14 protein-coding genes are annotated in these 15,491 nt (G+C 73.2%); 11 read left to right on the forward strand and 3 right to left on the reverse strand.

Annotated features, from left to right (window positions below; translation table 11 throughout):
• Positions 1 to 57: 57 nt before the first annotated feature.
• Both DRV84_RS01530 and DRV84_RS01535 read right to left on the reverse strand, forming a co-directional pair.
• On the reverse strand, positions 58 to 591 hold the full coding sequence (locus DRV84_RS01530; RefSeq protein WP_115977972.1) for a CIA30 family protein: 534 nt from the start codon (positions 589 to 591) through the stop codon (positions 58 to 60).
• A gap of 145 nt (positions 592 to 736) precedes the next feature.
• Complete coding sequence (locus DRV84_RS01535) at positions 737 to 2,629, reverse strand: propionyl-CoA synthetase (protein WP_115977973.1); 1,893 nt, start codon at positions 2,627 to 2,629, stop codon at positions 737 to 739.
• Positions 2,630 to 2,840: 211 nt separating this feature from the next.
• On the opposite strand from DRV84_RS01535, the gene ybgC reads away from it, so the two are divergent.
• The 11 genes from ybgC (at position 2,841) to folD (ending at position 14,951) form a co-directional block, all read left to right on the forward strand.
• Complete coding sequence (gene ybgC / locus DRV84_RS01540) at positions 2,841 to 3,230, forward strand: tol-pal system-associated acyl-CoA thioesterase (protein ID WP_115977974.1); 390 nt, start codon at positions 2,841 to 2,843, stop codon at positions 3,228 to 3,230.
• Positions 3,231 to 3,469: 239 nt separating this feature from the next.
• Positions 3,470 to 4,165: a protein TolQ gene (tolQ, locus tag DRV84_RS01545; RefSeq protein WP_115977975.1), complete on the forward strand. Its 696-nt coding sequence runs from the start codon at positions 3,470 to 3,472 to the stop codon at positions 4,163 to 4,165.
• 4 nt (positions 4,166 to 4,169) lie between these two features.
• Positions 4,170 to 4,640 carry a protein TolR gene (gene tolR, locus DRV84_RS01550; protein WP_115977976.1) on the forward strand — a complete coding sequence of 157 codons (471 nt, stop codon included), beginning with the start codon at positions 4,170 to 4,172 and terminating at the stop codon, positions 4,638 to 4,640.
• 10 nt (positions 4,641 to 4,650) lie between these two features.
• Positions 4,651 to 5,775 carry a cell envelope biogenesis protein TolA gene (locus tag DRV84_RS01555; RefSeq protein WP_115977977.1) on the forward strand — a complete coding sequence of 375 codons (1,125 nt, stop codon included), beginning with the start codon at positions 4,651 to 4,653 and terminating at the stop codon, positions 5,773 to 5,775.
• A gap of 79 nt (positions 5,776 to 5,854) precedes the next feature.
• Positions 5,855 to 7,186: a Tol-Pal system beta propeller repeat protein TolB gene (gene tolB / locus DRV84_RS01560; RefSeq protein ID WP_420852964.1), complete on the forward strand. Its 1,332-nt coding sequence runs from the start codon at positions 5,855 to 5,857 to the stop codon at positions 7,184 to 7,186.
• A 144-nt stretch (positions 7,187 to 7,330) separates the two neighbouring features.
• The gene (gene pal, locus DRV84_RS01565) at positions 7,331 to 7,855 is read left to right on the forward strand and encodes a peptidoglycan-associated lipoprotein Pal (protein ID WP_115977979.1); all 525 of its coding nucleotides are present in this window, start codon (positions 7,331 to 7,333) and stop codon (positions 7,853 to 7,855) included.
• A 4-nt stretch (positions 7,856 to 7,859) separates the two neighbouring features.
• Positions 7,860 to 8,693 carry a tetratricopeptide repeat protein gene (locus DRV84_RS01570; protein WP_115977980.1) on the forward strand — a complete coding sequence of 278 codons (834 nt, stop codon included), beginning with the start codon at positions 7,860 to 7,862 and terminating at the stop codon, positions 8,691 to 8,693.
• Complete coding sequence (gene tilS / locus DRV84_RS01575; RefSeq protein ID WP_115977981.1) at positions 8,690 to 9,934, forward strand: tRNA lysidine(34) synthetase TilS; 1,245 nt, start codon at positions 8,690 to 8,692, stop codon at positions 9,932 to 9,934. Before DRV84_RS01570 ends, tilS begins: the two co-directional genes overlap by 4 nt.
• 77 nt (positions 9,935 to 10,011) lie before the next feature.
• A complete protein-coding gene (gene ftsH, locus DRV84_RS01580) occupies positions 10,012 to 11,934 on the forward strand; it encodes an ATP-dependent zinc metalloprotease FtsH (RefSeq protein WP_115977982.1) in 1,923 nt (640 codons plus the stop codon).
• A 285-nt stretch (positions 11,935 to 12,219) separates the two neighbouring features.
• On the forward strand, positions 12,220 to 13,896 hold the full coding sequence (locus DRV84_RS01585; RefSeq protein WP_115977983.1) for a formate--tetrahydrofolate ligase: 1,677 nt from the start codon (positions 12,220 to 12,222) through the stop codon (positions 13,894 to 13,896).
• A 158-nt stretch (positions 13,897 to 14,054) separates the two neighbouring features.
• The gene (gene folD, locus DRV84_RS01590) at positions 14,055 to 14,951 is read left to right on the forward strand and encodes a bifunctional methylenetetrahydrofolate dehydrogenase/methenyltetrahydrofolate cyclohydrolase FolD (protein WP_115977984.1); all 897 of its coding nucleotides are present in this window, start codon (positions 14,055 to 14,057) and stop codon (positions 14,949 to 14,951) included.
• Positions 14,952 to 14,997: 46 nt separating this feature from the next.
• On the opposite strand, the gene DRV84_RS01595 is transcribed toward folD, so the two are convergent.
• Positions 14,998 to 15,441 carry a PaaI family thioesterase gene (locus tag DRV84_RS01595; protein ID WP_115977985.1) on the reverse strand — a complete coding sequence of 148 codons (444 nt, stop codon included), beginning with the start codon at positions 15,439 to 15,441 and terminating at the stop codon, positions 14,998 to 15,000.
• Positions 15,442 to 15,491 lie beyond the last annotated feature (50 nt).

Genomic DNA, 15,491 nt, shown 5'->3' on the forward strand with positions numbered 1-15,491 from the left:
CCCAGCGCTTGCCCTATTCCCAAGCTAGGGGGCGCGCCGCGGCGCCTGCAAGCCGGCTCACTCGACGGCGATCCACGCGAGGTCCACGGCGGCCGTGTGATCGCGCCCGTAGGCGACCAGCGCGATGGAGCGCACGGCGCCTGGACGCACCGCGTCCCGCAGGAGCCCGCCGGAGGGCGTGAAGGCCGACAGCGGCACGCGCAGCTCCTGCCAGTCCCCGGTCGTGTCGAAGGCCGCCTGGTAATACTGCCACGGCAGGATCGTCCCGCTCGTGCGCAGGTGCAGGAAATAGCGCTGCCCGTCGCCGCGCACGGTGATGGCGAGCGCCTCCGTCCCCTCGGGCAGGCCCTCGGGCAGATCGCGCCGCGCCTGGATGAAGCCGCCGCGGTTCTCGGTGCTGACCTCGCCGGTGAGGCGCAGCGCCGTCCGCTCGCCCTGAACGATGGTCGCCTCGCCCGTCGAGACGCCGCCCATCACCTGATCGGTGAAGAAGCGCCACTCGCCCGCGGGCGGCGCGAAATCCTCGATCACCGTCTGGGCCATGGCGGGCAGGGCTGCGAGCGCGAAACAGAGCGCGAGGAGGTGGCGCATGGAAAGCTCCCGTGGTGCATACATCGGAGGTAAGGGCGCCGGCGGCCGCCGCCAAGGGCCTTGCAAGGCCCTTGGCCCGCCCGCCGGGCGGGCGCCGCGATCCGCGGGATCGCGGCCAAGGCGCGTCGCACGCGCCTTTCCCCGCTCAGCCGCCCGCGTAGCCGAGGCGGCGGCAGGCGGCGCGGATCTCGTCGAGGATCGCGGGATCGTCGATGGTGGCCGGCGTCTTGACCGCCTCGCCGTCGGCGATCTTGACCATCGTGCCGCGCAGGATCTTCCCCGAGCGCGTCTTGGGCAGCCGGTCCACGACGACGGCGTGCTTGAAGGCCGCCACCGGGCCGATCTGGTCGCGCACGAGCGCCACGCATTCGCGCACGATCTCCGCCTCGGATCGGGTCACGCCCTTCGTCAGGCAGAGGAACCCCATCGGCAGCTGGCCCTTGAGGTCGTCGGCCACGCCGATCACCGCGCATTCGGCGACATCGGGATGCGCGGCGAGCACCTCCTCCATGCCGCCGGTGGAGAGGCGATGACCGGCCACGTTGATGACGTCGTCGGTGCGCGCCATGATGTAGAGGTAGCCGTCCGCGTCCATCATCCCCGCGTCGCCGGTCTCGTAGTAGCCGGGGAAATGCGCGAGGTAGCTCTTGCGGAAGCGGTCCTCGGCGTTCCAAAGCGTCGGCAGCGTGCCCGGCGGCAGCGGCAGCCGGATCGCCACGGCGCCCAGCGTGTCGGGCCCGACCGGGTGCCCGCCCTCGTCGAGGATGCGGACGTCGTAGCCGGGCATCGGCACGCCCGAGGAGCCCATGCGCGGCTCCGCGCCGCCGAGGCCCACGGGCACGCCGGTGATGGTCCAGCCGGTCTCCGTCTGCCACCAGTGGTCGATCACCGGCACGCCGAGCTGCGCCTTCGCCCACGCGATGGTGTCGGGGTCCGCGCGCTCTCCGGCGAGGAAGAGGGTGCGCAGGCTCGACATGTCGTAGCGGCCGACGTGGCTGCCCTCCGGGTCCTCCCGCTTGATCGCGCGGAAGGCGGTGGGCGCGGTGAAGAAGGCCGCGACCTTGTGCTCCTGGATCACGCGCCAGAAGGTGCCGGCGTCCGGCGTGCCCACCGGCTTGCCCTCGAAGACGATCGTCGTGTTGCCGTGGATGAGCGGCGCGTAGGCGATGTAGGAGTGCCCCACGACCCAGCCCACGTCGGAGGCCGCCCAGAACACCTCGCCCGGCTCGACGCCGTAGATGTTCTTCATCGTCCAGTTGAGCGCGACCAGATGCCCGCCGGTGGGGCGCACCACGCCCTTGGGCTGGCCCGTCGTGCCGGAGGTGTAGAGGATGTAGGCCGGGTGCGTCGCCTCCACGGGCACGCAGTCCGCGGGCTCGGCGCCGTACTGGAAGGCGTGCCAGCCCACGTCGCGGCCGGGCTCCAGCCGCGCCACCTCCTCTTCGCGCTGGAAGATCACGCAGAACTCGGGCTGATGCGCGGCCTCTGCGAGCGCGCCGTCGAGAAGCGGCTTGTAATGCACCACGCGCCCCGGCTCGATCCCGCAGGAGGCGGCGATCACGCACTTGGGCTTGGCGTCGTCGATGCGCACGGCGAGCTCGTGGCTCGCGAAGCCGCCGAAGACCACCGAGTGGATCGCGCCGAGCCGCGCGCAGGCCAGCATCGCCTCCAGCGCCTCGGGCACCATGGGCATGTAGATCACCACGCGGTCGCCCTTCCCGACGCCCTTGGCCCGAAGCGCCCCCGCGAGCCGCGCGACGCGGTTTCTCAGCTCGTCGTAGGTGATCTTGTGCACGACGCCGGTGACCGGGCTGTCGTGGATGATCGCCACCTGCCCGCCGCGCCCGGCCTCGACGTGGCGGTCCACCGCGTTCCAGCAGGTGTTGACCATGCCGTCGGGAAACCACTCGTAGAGCGGCGCGTTCGACGCATCCAGCGCGGTCTCGGGGAAGCGGTCCCAGTCGATCCCGCGGGCGGCCTCCAGCCACCAGCCCTCGGGGTCCGCCTGCCACCGCGCATACTCCTCGGCGTAGCTCATCTCTGTCCTCCTCCCGGGTCGTCCTCGCGCGTCGCCCGCCCCTTTACGCATGGTCCCGCCCGGCGTCCAGCCGGGGCGGTTGTGCGGTGCCGTCGCACGGCGAGGCTCGATCCGGGCGACCGGCCTCGGGCGATCGATCCCGGATGCACCGGCACCGGCGTTGCGCCGCCGGCGCGCTCCGCGCAGGATCGCGCGCGAAAGGAGCGCGCCCATGACCCACCGCTTCCAGTGCCGCGTCTACTACGAGGACACCGACTTCGGCGGCATCGTCTATTACGCCAACTACCTGAAGTTCATCGAGCGCGCGCGGAGCGAGTGGGTGCGCGCGCTGGGTCTCGACCAGCGCGCGATGAAGGAGGGCGCGGGCACCGTCTTCGCCGTGCGGCGGATCACGGCGGAGTACCTGAGCCCCGCGCGCTTCGACGATCTGCTCGACGTCGAGACCGAGGTGGTCTCGGTGCGCCCCGCGCGGATGACCCTCCGACAGCGGGTGCTGCGCGAGGGGGTCGTTCTCTTCGACGCGGAGGTGGAGCTCGTCGCGATCGGGCCGGAGGGGCGGCCCGTGCGCCTGCCCGAGGTGCTGCGCGCGCTCGCGGGCTAGCCGTCCGGCCGGGGCCGCGCGCCGCGACGCGCGCCCGTCAGGGCGTGAGGAGCCGGCCGGACGCCGGCGACAAATCGCGGATGCCGGGGCCGGTCACACGCGGTTGTGTTGGCGTCGGCGCGCCAAATCGGGTATTGGTGACCTCAAAGAAGCCGCGCCGCGCGCGAGGGGCGTGCGAGGGCGGTCCGGGCAGGCCGGGGCGGCGGGGCCGCTCCGCAAGAACAGAACGAGCAGGCGGAATGGAAACGGAAGCTCTGGCGCTCGCGCAGGAGATGGATTTCTCCATGTGGGGGCTCTTCGCACGCGCGACGCTCACGGTGAAGCTCGTGATGGTCGTGCTCGTCCTCGCGTCCTTCTGGGCCTGGGCGATCATCATCCAGAAACTGATCGCCTACCGCGCCGCGCGCGCCGAGGCGCGCCGCTTCGACGCCGCCTTCTGGTCGGGCGAGCCGCTCGACGAGCTCTACGCGTCGCTCGGGCCCGATCCCGCGGGGCGCGCCGAACGCGTCTTCGCCGCCGGCATGGGCGAATGGCAAAGGAGCCACACGGGCGACGGCGGGCTGATCGCCGGCGTGCAGTCGCGCATCGAGCGCAGCATGGACGTGGCCATCGCGCGGGAATCCGAGGAGCTTCAGAAGGGGCTGCCGCTGCTGGCGACGGTGGGATCGACCTCACCCTTCATCGGGCTCTTCGGCACGGTCTGGGGCATCATGCACGCCTTCATCCAGATCGCCGAGGCGGGCAACACCAACCTCGCCGTGGTCGCGCCGGGCATCGCGGAGGCGCTGCTGGCGACCGGGCTCGGCCTGCTGGCGGCGATCCCGGCGGTGATCTTCTACAACAAGCTCTCGGCGGACGCGGACCGCATCGTGGCGGGCTACGAGGCCTTCACCGACGAGTTCGCCACCATCCTCAGCCGCCAGCTGGACGGCTGAGGCGATGGGCGCGGGCGTCACCCAGAAGGCCGAGCAGCCGCGCCGCGGACGCGGCCGGCGCCGCCGCGCGGTGCCGATGGCCGAGATCAACGTCACGCCCTTCGTCGACGTGATGCTGGTGCTCCTGATCATCTTCATGGTGGCCGCGCCGCTGATGACGGTGGGCGTGCCCGTGGACCTGCCCGAGAGCGCGGCGCGGTCGCTCCCCGTCGCCGAGGAGGAGCCGCTGACCGTGAGCATCACCGGCGAGGGCACGGTGGCGATCCAGACGACCGAGGTGCCGGCCGGTGAGCTCATCCCGCGGCTGCGCGCCATCGCCGAGGAGCGGGCGAGCCCGCAGATCTACCTGCGCGCCGACGGGGGCGTGCCCTACGCCCGCGTGATGGAGGTGATGGGCGCGCTGAACGCCGGGGGCTTCGACCGCATCGGGCTCGTGACCGAGAGCGGCGGGCCGCGCCTCGGCGCGGAGGAGTGAGGGGCCGCGCGTGCATGTCGGGCATTACATCTCCGGCGCCGGGCACATCCTGCTCCTCGGCTGGGCCTTTATCGGCGGCGCCTTCGAGTCCGAGCCGCTGCCGATGGAGGTGGCGGAGGTGACGCTGATGACGGGCGAGGAATACGCGGCGCTCGTGGCGCCCGATCCCTCGCCCGAGGCCGCGCCCGGCGTGGCGCAGCCCGAGGCGCCCGCGCCCGAAACCGCCACGCCGGAGGCCCCGGCCGCCGAGACGCCGCCCGAGCGGCCCGCGCCGCCCGAGGCCGCGCGCGACCCCGCGCCGGACGCCACGCCGGTGCCGCCCGCGCCGCCGACCCCGGCGCCCGAGGTGGCCGAGCCCGACCCGGCGCCCGAGCTCTCGCCGCCCTCCGAGGCTGCGACGCTCCTGCCGGAGGAGACCCCGCGCCCCGCGCCGCGCCCGGCCGACCGTGTCGCCCCGACCCCGGCGCCGCCCGCGCCTCCGCAGGCCGAGAGCGCGCCCGACGCCACGCCGCAGGCCGCGCCGGCCCCGGACGCGCCGCCCGCGCCGCAGGAGCCGCCCGCCGCGCCGGAGGAGGCCGCCCCCGAGATCGTCACCGAGGCCGAGGAGGCGCCCTCGGGCGCGCCGCGTGCCTCGCTGCGCCCCCCGGCGCGGCCGGCGCCGCGGCCCGAACCGGCGCCCGAACCGGAGCCGGAGACCGAGACGGCCGAGGCCGCGCCGGAGCCCCCCGCCGAACCCGCCGAGAGCGACGCGACCCGCGCGGCGGTGGACGAGCTGCTCGCCGAGGCCACGCGCGGCGGCGGCGGCGAGACCCCGGATGCCCCGCCGCTCAGCCGCGGCGAGCGCGAGGCGCTGCGCGTCGCGGTCGAGCGCTGCTGGGTCGTGGACGTGGGCAGCCGCGCGGCCGACGTGACGGTGACCGTGGGCATGGAGATGAACCCCGACGGCACGGTGGTCGACGGCTCGCTGCGCCTGATCTCGGCCGAGGGCGGATCGGGGCGCGCGGTCGAGACCGCCTATCAGGCCGCGCGCCGCGCGGTGCTGCGCTGCGGGCGGGACGGCTTCGATCTGCCGGAGGAGAAATACGCGCGCTGGGAGACGATCGAAATGGTCTTCGATCCGTCCCGGATGCGATGACCCGGCCTTGCGCCGGGCGCGGCGCGCGGCTTGACTGGAAGCGCGGCCCGGCGCGGGCGGCGAAAGGGAGAAGGCGATGATGCATCGGCGACATCTGCTGCGGTGGCTGGCGGCGCTGCCGGCGGCGGGGCTTGCGCGGCCGCTCGCGGCGCAGGGCGAGGGGCCGCTGCGCATCGAGATCACCGAGGGCGTGATCGAGCCCATGCCGGTCGCTGTGCCCGACTTCGTCGCCGAGACGCCCGGCGCGGGGGACTGGGCGCGCCGGATCGCCCGCGTCGTCGCGGCCGATCTGACCGGCACGGGGCTCTTCCGCGAGATCCCGCAGGAGGCGCATATCGCCACGATCACCAGCTTCGCCTCGCCGGTGGCCTTCGCCGACTGGCGCGCGGTGAACGCGCAGGCGCTCGTCACCGGGGCCGTGGCGGTGCGGGGCGACCGGATCGAGGTGAAGTTCCGCGTCTGGGATGTCTTCGCCGGCGCGGAGCTCGGGCAGGGGCTGCGCTTTCAGGGCACCACGGAAAGCTGGCGGCGCATGGCCCACAAGGTGGCCGACGCCGTCTATTCCCGGATCACCGGCGAGGGCGGCTATTTCGACAGCCGGGTGGCCTTCGTCTCGGAGACGGGGCCGAAGGGCGAGCGGCAGAAGCGCCTCGCCGTGATGGACTACGACGGCGAGAACCTGCGCTACCTGACGGGCGGCGACTCCCTCGTGCTCGCGCCGCGCTTCTCGCCCACCGGCGACCGCCTTCTCTACACCAGCTACGAGACGGGCCGGCCGCGCATCTACCTGCTCGACGTGGGATCCGTCACGCGGCGCGCGCTGCCGACCGAGCCGGGCGCGACGGCCTTTTCCCCGCGGTTCAGCCCGGACGGGCGACAGGTGCTCTATTCGCAGGCTGCGGGCGGCAACACCGACCTCTGGCGCCTCGACATCGCGAGCGGGCGCACCGAGCGGCTGACGCGCGCGCCCTCGATCGAGACCGCGCCGAGCTATTCGCCCGACGGCGCGCGCATCGTCTTCGAGAGCGACCGCTCCGGCGGACAGCAGCTCTACGTGATGGAGGCCGGCGGCGGGCGGCCGCGGCGGATCAGCTTCGGGCAGGGGCGCTACGGCACGCCGGTCTGGTCGCCGCGCGGCGACCGCATCGCCTTCACCAAGCAGGCGGGCGGGCGCTTTCACATCGGCGTGATGCGCACCGACGGCTCGGACGAGCGGCTCCTGACGGCGAGCTTCCTCGACGAGAGCCCGACCTGGGCGCCGAACGGCCGGGTCCTGATGTTCAGCCGCGAGACGCAAGGCGAACGAGGCACCTCGGCGATCTATTCGGTGGACGTCTCGGGGCGCAACCTGAAGCGGGTGCCGACGCCCGCGGGCGCCTCGGACCCGTCGTGGGGCCCGTTGCAGGACTGAGGCGGCTTTCGCGCGCGCGGCGCGCTGTGGTATCACTTGGACGCCACGCGCCCGGCACAAGGGCGCGCGAGGGCAGCAGAGGCTGGGCAACAGAGACCAGGCAGCAGAGACCAGGCAGCAGAGACCGGGCAGGAGAGAGCGGGCATGACAGGACTTGGCAAGGTGGCGCTGATCGCGGGGGCGCTCGCGCTCGCGGGGTGCGCGGATCAGCGCTTCGGCGCGGGGACCGGCGCCGGCATGGGCGGCGACGGCATGACGGGCGCCGGGGCGGGCGCGACCGCCGGCAGCGTCTCGGACCCGACGAGCGAGGCCTTCTTCCAGGAGGCCGTGGGCGACCGCGTCTTCTTCGCGGTGGATCAGTCCACCCTGTCGACCGAGGCGCGCCGCGTGCTCGACGAACAGGCCGAATGGCTGATGACCAACGCTGATTTCGCCGCGACGATCGAGGGCCACGCCGACGAGCGCGGCACGCGCGAATACAACATCGCGCTGGGCGACCGCCGGGCGAACGCCGTGCGCGACTACCTCGTGAGCCGGGGCGTGGCGCCGAACCGGATCACCACGGTGAGCTACGGCAAGGAGCGTCCGGTCGCGCTCTGCTCGGACGAGAGCTGCTATTCGCAGAACCGCCGCGCGGTGACCGTGCTGGCGCTCGGCGCGGGGGTCTGAGGCGATGCGGCGCGCGGCGGCGTGGCTCTCGGTGGCGCTGGTCCTCGGGCTGGCCGCGCCGCTCGCGGCGCAGACCGAGCCCACGGCGCGGGAGCGCACGCTCGCCGACGTGCGCCAGGATCTGAACGTCCTCTACATCGAGATCCAGCGCCTGAAGCGCGAGCTCTCGACCACCGGCGGCCCCGACGTCACGCCGAGCGCGGGCGGGCCGATGCTCGACCGGGTGGACGCGATCGAGGGCGCGCTGCAGCGCCTGACCGCCCGCACCGAAGAGCTCGAGCACCGCGTCGAGCGCATCGTGGAGGACGGCACGCAGCGCATCGGCGATCTCGAGTTCCGCCTCGTCGAGCTCGAGGGCGGCGACGTCTCCGCGCTCGAGGAGACGACGACGCTCGGCGGCGAGGTCGACGCGCCGGCCCCCGACCCGGCGCCCGAGGCCGACGCGCCCCAGCTCGCCGTGGGCGAGGAGGCCGATTTCGAGGCGGCCACGGCCGCGCTCGAGGCGGGGGAGGCGGGGCGCGCCGCGGCGCTTTTCCGCACCTTCCGCGAGGACTATCCCGGCAGCCCGCTCGCGCCGCGCGCGGCGCTCGGGCTCGGCCGGGCGCTCGCGGCGGAGGGCGACACCCGCGCGGCGGCGCGCGTCTGGCTCGACGGGTTTTCCGCCCACCCGGACGCAGAGGTGGCCGACGAGACGCTCTACCGCCTCGGCGACGCGCTCGCCGCGCTGGGCCAGACGGAGGCGGCCTGCCCGATCCTCGCGGACGTCGGCGTGCGCTTCCCCGACTCGCCCTTCGCCGGGGAGGCCGCGGCGCGGCGCGAGGGGCTTTCCTGCCCGTGACGCTCGACCGGCGGGCGGCCGCCGCGCTCGACCGGCTCCTGCCGGAGGTCCCGGAGCGGCTGGGCGTCGCCGTCTCGGGCGGCGGCGACAGCATGGCGCTCCTCCATCTCTGCCAGACTTGGACCGCGGCGCGCGGCGTGGCGCTCGCGGCGATCACCGTCGATCACGGGCTCCGCCCGGAGGCGGCCGCCGAGGCCGCGCTCGCCGCGCAGGCCTGCGCCGCGCTCGGCGTCCCGCACGAGACGCGGGCCTGGGCCGGATGGGACGGGCGCGGCAACCTGCAGGACGCGGCGCGGCAGGCGCGGCGCGCGCTTATCGCCGACTGGGCGGGCGAGCGCGGGGTCGGCGCCGTCGCGCTCGGCCACACGCTCGACGATCAGGCCGAGACGGTGCTGATGCGCCTGGCCCGCGGCTCGGGGGTGGACGGGCTATCCGGTATGGCGGAGGCCGCGCGGGATCGCGGCACGCTCTGGCTGCGCCCGCTGCTTGAGGTGCGCCGGGACGAGCTGCGCGCCTGGCTGCGCCGGCGCGACATCCCCTGGGCTGACGACCCGTCGAACGCCGACGAACGCTTCGCCCGGGTGCGGGCGCGCGCGATCCTCGCGGCCTGCGCGCCGCTCGGGCTGGACGCGCCGCGCCTCGCGCGCACCGCCCGGAGCATGCGCCGCGCGCGCGCCGCGCTCGCCGCGGCGGCGCAGGATCTGGCCGCGCGGGCGGCGGAGGTGACCGCGGGGGCGGTGGCGCTCGACCGCGCGGCGCTCGCCGCGGCGCCGGAGGAGACGCGCCTGCGCGTGATCGCGGGGGCGATCGCGCTCATCGGCGGGCGGGCCTATCGCCCGCGCCTCGACGCGCTGGAGGCGCTCGCCGAGGCGGGCACCGGCACGCTCCATGGCTGCCGCGCGGTGAGCGTGGAGGGGCGCCTCTGGATCGCGCGCGAGGCCGCGGTGGTGGCGGATCTCACCGCGCGTCCCGGCGCGATCTGGGACCGCCGCTGGCGCGTCACCGGGCCGCGGGCCGATGCGGCCGTCGGCACGCTCGGGCCGGAGGGCCTTGCCGAATGCCCGGGCTGGCCGGCCACCGGGCTGCCGGCCGCGGTGCTGGAGGCGAGCCCGGCAGTGCGCGACGGCGCCGATCTGGTCGCCGCGCCCGTGGCGGCGCCGGAGGCCGCCGCGGCGGCGGGCTGGCGGGCGGAGCCCGTCCTCGGCGCCTGCGACCTCGCCGCGCGGCTGGGCGCGCATTGAACCCGGGGCGGCGATTTCTATGTTACATGTAACCGTGCCGTGCTAGGCATGGCCGTGACATTTACAGGAGTGTTCCCTTGGGCAACGCACGCAACATCGCCTTCTGGGTGGTTCTGTTCCTCCTGATCCTGGCGCTCTTCAACCTCTTCTCCGGCGGCAACTCGACGCTGCAGAGCCGCGAGATGAGCTACACGGAGTTCGTCGAGTCGGTCGAGAACGACAACTTGAACGCCGTCACCATCGACGGCGAGCGCATCCGCTTCCGCGGCAACGACGGCAACGAGTACGTCTCCGTCAAGCCCGAGGACGCGCAGGTGACCGAGCTCCTGATGGAGAACGGCGTCGAGATTCGCGCCGAGGTGCAGGAACAGTCGGGCTTCCAGACCTTCCTTCTGTCGCTCCTGCCGTTCCTTCTGCTGATCGGCGTCTGGATCTACTTCATGAACCGGATGCAGGGCGGCGGCCGCGGCGGCGCCATGGGCTTCGGCAAGTCGAAGGCCAAGATGCTGACCGAGAAGCACGGCCGCGTCACCTTCGACGACGTGGCCGGCATCGACGAGGCGAAGGACGACCTCGAGGAGATCGTCGAGTTCCTGCGCAACCCGCAGAAGTTCTCGCGCCTCGGCGGCAAGATCCCGAAGGGCGCGCTCCTCGTCGGCCCGCCGGGCACCGGCAAGACGCTGCTCGCGCGCGCCGTCGCGGGCGAGGCGGGCGTGCCGTTCTTCACCATCTCGGGTTCCGACTTCGTCGAGATGTTCGTGGGCGTCGGCGCGAGCCGCGTGCGCGACATGTTCGAGCAGGCCAAGAAGAACGCGCCCTGCATCGTCTTCATCGACGAGATCGACGCGGTCGGCCGCTCGCGCGGCGCCGGGTACGGCGGCGGCAACGACGAGCGCGAGCAGACGCTGAACCAGCTCTTGGTGGAGATGGACGGCTTCGAGAGCAACGAGGGCGTCATCATCGTCGCCGCCACCAACCGCAAGGACGTGCTCGACCCGGCGCTCCTGCGGCCCGGCCGCTTCGACCGCGAGGTGACGGTGCCCAACCCCGACATCAAGGGCCGCGAGAAGATCCTCGGCGTGCACGCGCGCAAGACGCCGCTCGGCCCGGACGTGGACCTGCGCATCATCGCGCGCGGGACGCCCGGCTTCTCGGGCGCCGACCTGTCGAACCTCGTCAACGAGGCCGCGCTGATGGCGGCGCGCGTGGGCCGGCGCTTCGTCACCATGGAGGACTTCGAGAACGCGAAGGACAAGGTGATGATGGGCGCCGAGCGACGCTCGATGGTGCTCACGCCCGAGCAGAAGGAAAAGACCGCCTACCACGAGGCCGGGCACGCCATCGTCGGCCTGACGCTGCCGCAGTGCGATCCCGTCTACAAGGCGACGATCATCCCGCGGGGCGGCGCGCTCGGCATGGTTGTCTCGCTGCCCGAGATCGACCGCCTGAACTGGCACAAGTCCGAGTGCGAGGAGAAGCTCGCCATGACGATGGCCGGCAAGGCGGCCGAGATCATCCACTACGGCGAGGAGATGGTCTCAAACGGTCCGGCCGGCGACATCCAGCAGGCGAGCGCGCTGGCGCGCGCCATGGTCCTGCGCTGGGGCATGTCCGAGAAGGTGGGCAACATCGACTACGCCGAGGCGCACGAGGGCTACTCGGGCAACACCGCGGGTCTGTCGGTCTCGGCGCATACTAAGGAGCTCATCGAGGACGAGGTGAAGCGCATCGTCTCCGACGCCTATGAGCGCGCCTATTCGATCCTGATGGAGCGCAAGGAGGACTGGCAGCGCCTCGCCGAGGGGCTCCTCGAATACGAGACGCTCACCGGCGAGCAGATCAAGCGCGTGATTCGCGGCGAGCCCCCGCATCTCGGGGAGGACGAGGACGACAAGCCCTCGTCTGGCAGCGCGCCCTCGGTCACCGCGATCCCGAAGACCCGGCCGAAGCGCAAGCCGCCGACCGAGCCGGGCCCGGACATGGAGCCGGAGCCGACCTGACCCGGCCATGCGACAGCGACCGCCCCCGAAGCCCGCGCTTCGGGGGCGTTTTTCTGTCGGGCGCCCGGACGGTCACGCAATCGCGGGCCGGAGCGTCGCGGCCATGCGCTCGGAGGGGTCGGCAGCACGGCGAAGCGCCAGCGCCGTCGCGCCGGACGCGCCCCGCGACACACCGCCGCAACAGCGGCGGGAAATGTCGGAAACACGCGTTGGCCTCCTCCGCACGCGCGGTATAGGCGAGAGGGAAACGCGCCCGCAGACGCCGCCAAACCGCAAGGGACGGACATGAGCCACAAATCCGACATCGAGATCGCCCGCGAGGCCGCCAAGCGCCCGATCCAGGAAATCGGCGCGAAGCTCGGCATCGGGGCCGACGATCTGCTGCCCTACGGCCACGACAAGGCCAAGGTGAGCCAGCCCTTCATCGACGGTCTCGCCGACCGGCCCGACGGCAAGCTGATCCTCGTCACCGCGATCAACCCGACGCCGGCGGGCGAGGGCAAGACGACGACGACGGTGGGCCTCGGCGACGGGCTGAACCGGATCGGGAAGAAGGCCGCGATCTGCATCCGCGAGGCGAGCCTCGGGCCCTGCTTCGGCATGAAGGGCGGCGCGGCCGGCGGCGGCTACGCGCAGGTGGTGCCGATGGAGGAGATGAACCTCCACTTCACCGGCGATTTCCACGCCATCACCAGCGCGCACAACCTGCTCTCGGCGATGATCGACAATCACATCTACTGGGGCAACGCGCTCGGCATCGATCAGCGCCGCGTCGTCTGGCGCCGGGTGATGGACATGAACGACCGCGCGCTGCGCGACATCGTCACGAGCCTCGGCGGCGTGCCCAACGGCTTCCCGCGCCAGACGGGCTTCGACATCACCGTCGCCTCCGAGGTCATGGCGATCCTCTGCCTCGCCTCCGACCTCGCCGATCTGGAGCGTCGGCTCGGCGACATCATCGTGGCCTATACCCGCGACAAGGCGCCGATCACCTGCCGCGACATCGGCGCGGACGGGGCGATGGCGGTGCTCCTGAAGGACGCAATCCAGCCCAACCTCGTGCAGACGCTGGAGAACAACCCGGCCTTCGTGCACGGCGGCCCCTTCGCCAACATCGCGCACGGCTGCAACTCCGTCATGGCGACCAGGACGGCGCTGAAGCTCGCCGACTACGTGGTGACCGAGGCGGGCTTCGGCGCGGACCTCGGCGCCGAGAAGTTCATGGATATCAAGTGCCGCAAGGCGGGCATTTCACCGGACGCGGTGGTGATCGTCGCCACCGTCCGCGCGATGAAGATGAACGGCGGCGTCGCCAAGGGCGACCTCGGCGCGGAGAACGTCGCGGCGGTGCAGGCGGGCTGCGCCAACCTCGGCCGCCACATCGAGAACGTGAAGAGCTTCGGCGTGCCGGTGGTGGTGGCGATCAACCACTTCGCCGGCGACACCGAGGCCGAGATCGCGGCAGTCACCGACTATGTCGCCGGGCAAGGTTCGGAGGCGGTGCTCTGCAAGCACTGGGCCGAGGGCTCGGCCGGGACCGAGGCGCTCGCCGAGCGCGTCGTCGCCCTCGCCGAGGGGGAAGGCAGCGCCTTCTCGCCGCTCTACCCCGACGAGATGGGGCTCCTTGAGAAGATCGAGACCATCGCGACGCGCATCTACCGCGCCGACGGCATCGTCGCCGACGCCAAGGTGATCAAGCAACTCGAGGAGTGGGAGGCCGCGGGCTTCGGCCATCTGCCCGTCTGCATGGCCAAGACGCAGTACAGCTTCACCACCGACCCGACGGCGCGCGGCGCGCCCACCGGCTTCTCGATCCCGGTGCGCGAGGTGCGCCTCTCGGCCGGCGCGGGCTTCGTCGTGGCGATCTGCGGCGAGATCATGACCATGCCCGGCCTGCCCTCCGCGCCGGCGGCGGAGACGATCCGCCTCAACGAGGCGGGCGACGTCGAGGGGCTGTTCTGAGCGAAACCGCCCGGCCGGGGCGTCGAGCCCCGGCCGGGCGGGCCTCCGGCGGGGGTATTTTCGGCAAGAGGAAGGCCCGGCGGCAGAGCTGACGTTGGGTGCGTTCTTGCACGCACCATCGATTGACGGGCAGGCATGCGCCGAGAAAGAGGGACGACATGACGGCGGAGATCATCGACGGCAAGGCCTTCGCGGCGCGGCTGCGCGGCGAGGTGGCGGAGCAGGTCGCGGTGCTGAAGCGTGACCACGGGATCACGCCCGGCCTAGCCGTGGTGCTCGTGGGGGAGGACCCGGCGAGCCAGGTCTACGTGCGCAACAAGCACAAGCAGACGCTCGAGGCGGGGATGGAGAGCTTCGAGCATCGCCTGCCGGCGGAGACGCCGGAGGCGGAGCTTCTCGATCTCGTCGGGCGGCTGAACGCCGATCCGGCGGTGCACGGGATTCTCGTGCAGTTGCCGCTGCCCGATCACATCGACGCCGAGAAGGTGATCGCCGCGATCGACCCGGACAAGGACGTGGACGGCTTTCACGTCTCGAACGTCGGGCGGCTGGCGACGGGGCAGGCGGCGCTCGTGCCCTGCACGCCGCTTGGCTGCCTGATGCTGCTGCGCGACCGGCTGGGCAGCCTGTCGGGGCGCGAGGCGGTGGTGATCGGGCGCTCCAACATCGTGGGCAAGCCGATGGCGCAGCTTCTCCTGCGCGACAGCGCGACGGTGACGATCGCCCATTCGCGCACCCGCGACATCGAGGCGGTCGTGCGCCGCGCCGAGATCGTGATCGCCGCCGTGGGCCGGCCGCGCATGGTGACGGGCGACTGGCTCCGCCCCGGGGCGACGGTGATCGACGTCGGCATCAACCGGATCGAGGACCCGGAGGCCGGCAAGACGCGCCTCGTCGGCGATTGCGATTTCGAGAGCTGCGCGGCGGTGGCGGGCGCGATCACGCCGGTGCCGGGCGGGGTGGGGCCGATGACCATCGCCTGCCTGCTCGCCAACACGCTGACGGCGACCTGCCGGGCCGCCGGGCTGCCGGCGGCGGAGGGGCTGACGGCCTGAGCGCGGGCGGTCGGGCAGGGGCCTCGCAGGGGCGGCGGTCGCGGCGCTAGCGCGCCGGCGGGGCCGGGACCATCGTGCCCTGCAGGAGCGCGATGGGCCGGCGGGTGCCGTCGGCCTCCGCCTCGACCTCGGCGGTGACGACGACGAGGCGGCGGCCGGGCTTCACCACGCGGCCCGTGGCGATCAGCCGGTCGCCCGCGCCGGGGGCGAGCAGGTTGATCTTGATCTCGGCAGTGAGCACCTCGCTCCCCTCGGGAAGCAGCGTGAGCGCGGCGTAGCCCGCGGCGCTGTCGCCGAGCGCGAAGGTCAGCCCGGCGTGGGCGTAGCCGTGCTGCTGGCGCGCGGCGGGCAGGATCGGCGCCTCGATCACCGCGCGGCCGGGGGCGAGCGCGGTCATCCCGGCGCCGAAGGTCGCCATCAGGCTCTGCGCCGCGAAGCTCTCGCGGATGGCCCGGGCGTGGGCCTCGGACAGGCGTGCGGTTTCGTCCATGGGCGCCCTCCGGCTGTCGCGCCGTGCGAGCCTGCCCCGCGCCGCGGCCG

The sequence above is a fragment of the Rhodosalinus sediminis genome (assembly GCF_003385555.1).
Classification (GTDB): domain Bacteria; phylum Pseudomonadota; class Alphaproteobacteria; order Rhodobacterales; family Rhodobacteraceae; genus Rhodosalinus; species Rhodosalinus sediminis.

Bases quoted from the DNA above. Each gene is read 5' to 3' on its own strand.
- DRV84_RS01530 (WP_115977972.1), bottom strand. From the start codon at position 591: ATGCGCCACCTCCTCGCGCTCTGTTTCGCGCTCGCAGCCCTGCCCGCC.
- DRV84_RS01535 (WP_115977973.1), bottom strand. From the start codon at position 2,629: ATGAGCTACGCCGAGGAGTATGCGCGGTGGCAGGCGGACCCCGAGGGC.
- ybgC (WP_115977974.1), top strand. From the start codon at position 2,841: ATGACCCACCGCTTCCAGTGCCGCGTCTACTACGAGGACACCGACTTC.
- tolQ (WP_115977975.1), top strand. From the start codon at position 3,470: ATGGAAACGGAAGCTCTGGCGCTCGCGCAGGAGATGGATTTCTCCATG.
- tolR (WP_115977976.1), top strand. From the start codon at position 4,170: ATGGGCGCGGGCGTCACCCAGAAGGCCGAGCAGCCGCGCCGCGGACGC.
- tolB (WP_420852964.1), top strand. From the start codon at position 5,855: ATGCATCGGCGACATCTGCTGCGGTGGCTGGCGGCGCTGCCGGCGGCG.
- pal (WP_115977979.1), top strand. From the start codon at position 7,331: ATGACAGGACTTGGCAAGGTGGCGCTGATCGCGGGGGCGCTCGCGCTC.
- DRV84_RS01570 (WP_115977980.1), top strand. From the start codon at position 7,860: ATGCGGCGCGCGGCGGCGTGGCTCTCGGTGGCGCTGGTCCTCGGGCTG.
- DRV84_RS01585 (WP_115977983.1), top strand. From the start codon at position 12,220: ATGAGCCACAAATCCGACATCGAGATCGCCCGCGAGGCCGCCAAGCGC.
- folD (WP_115977984.1), top strand. From the start codon at position 14,055: ATGACGGCGGAGATCATCGACGGCAAGGCCTTCGCGGCGCGGCTGCGC.
- DRV84_RS01595 (WP_115977985.1), bottom strand. From the start codon at position 15,441: ATGGACGAAACCGCACGCCTGTCCGAGGCCCACGCCCGGGCCATCCGC.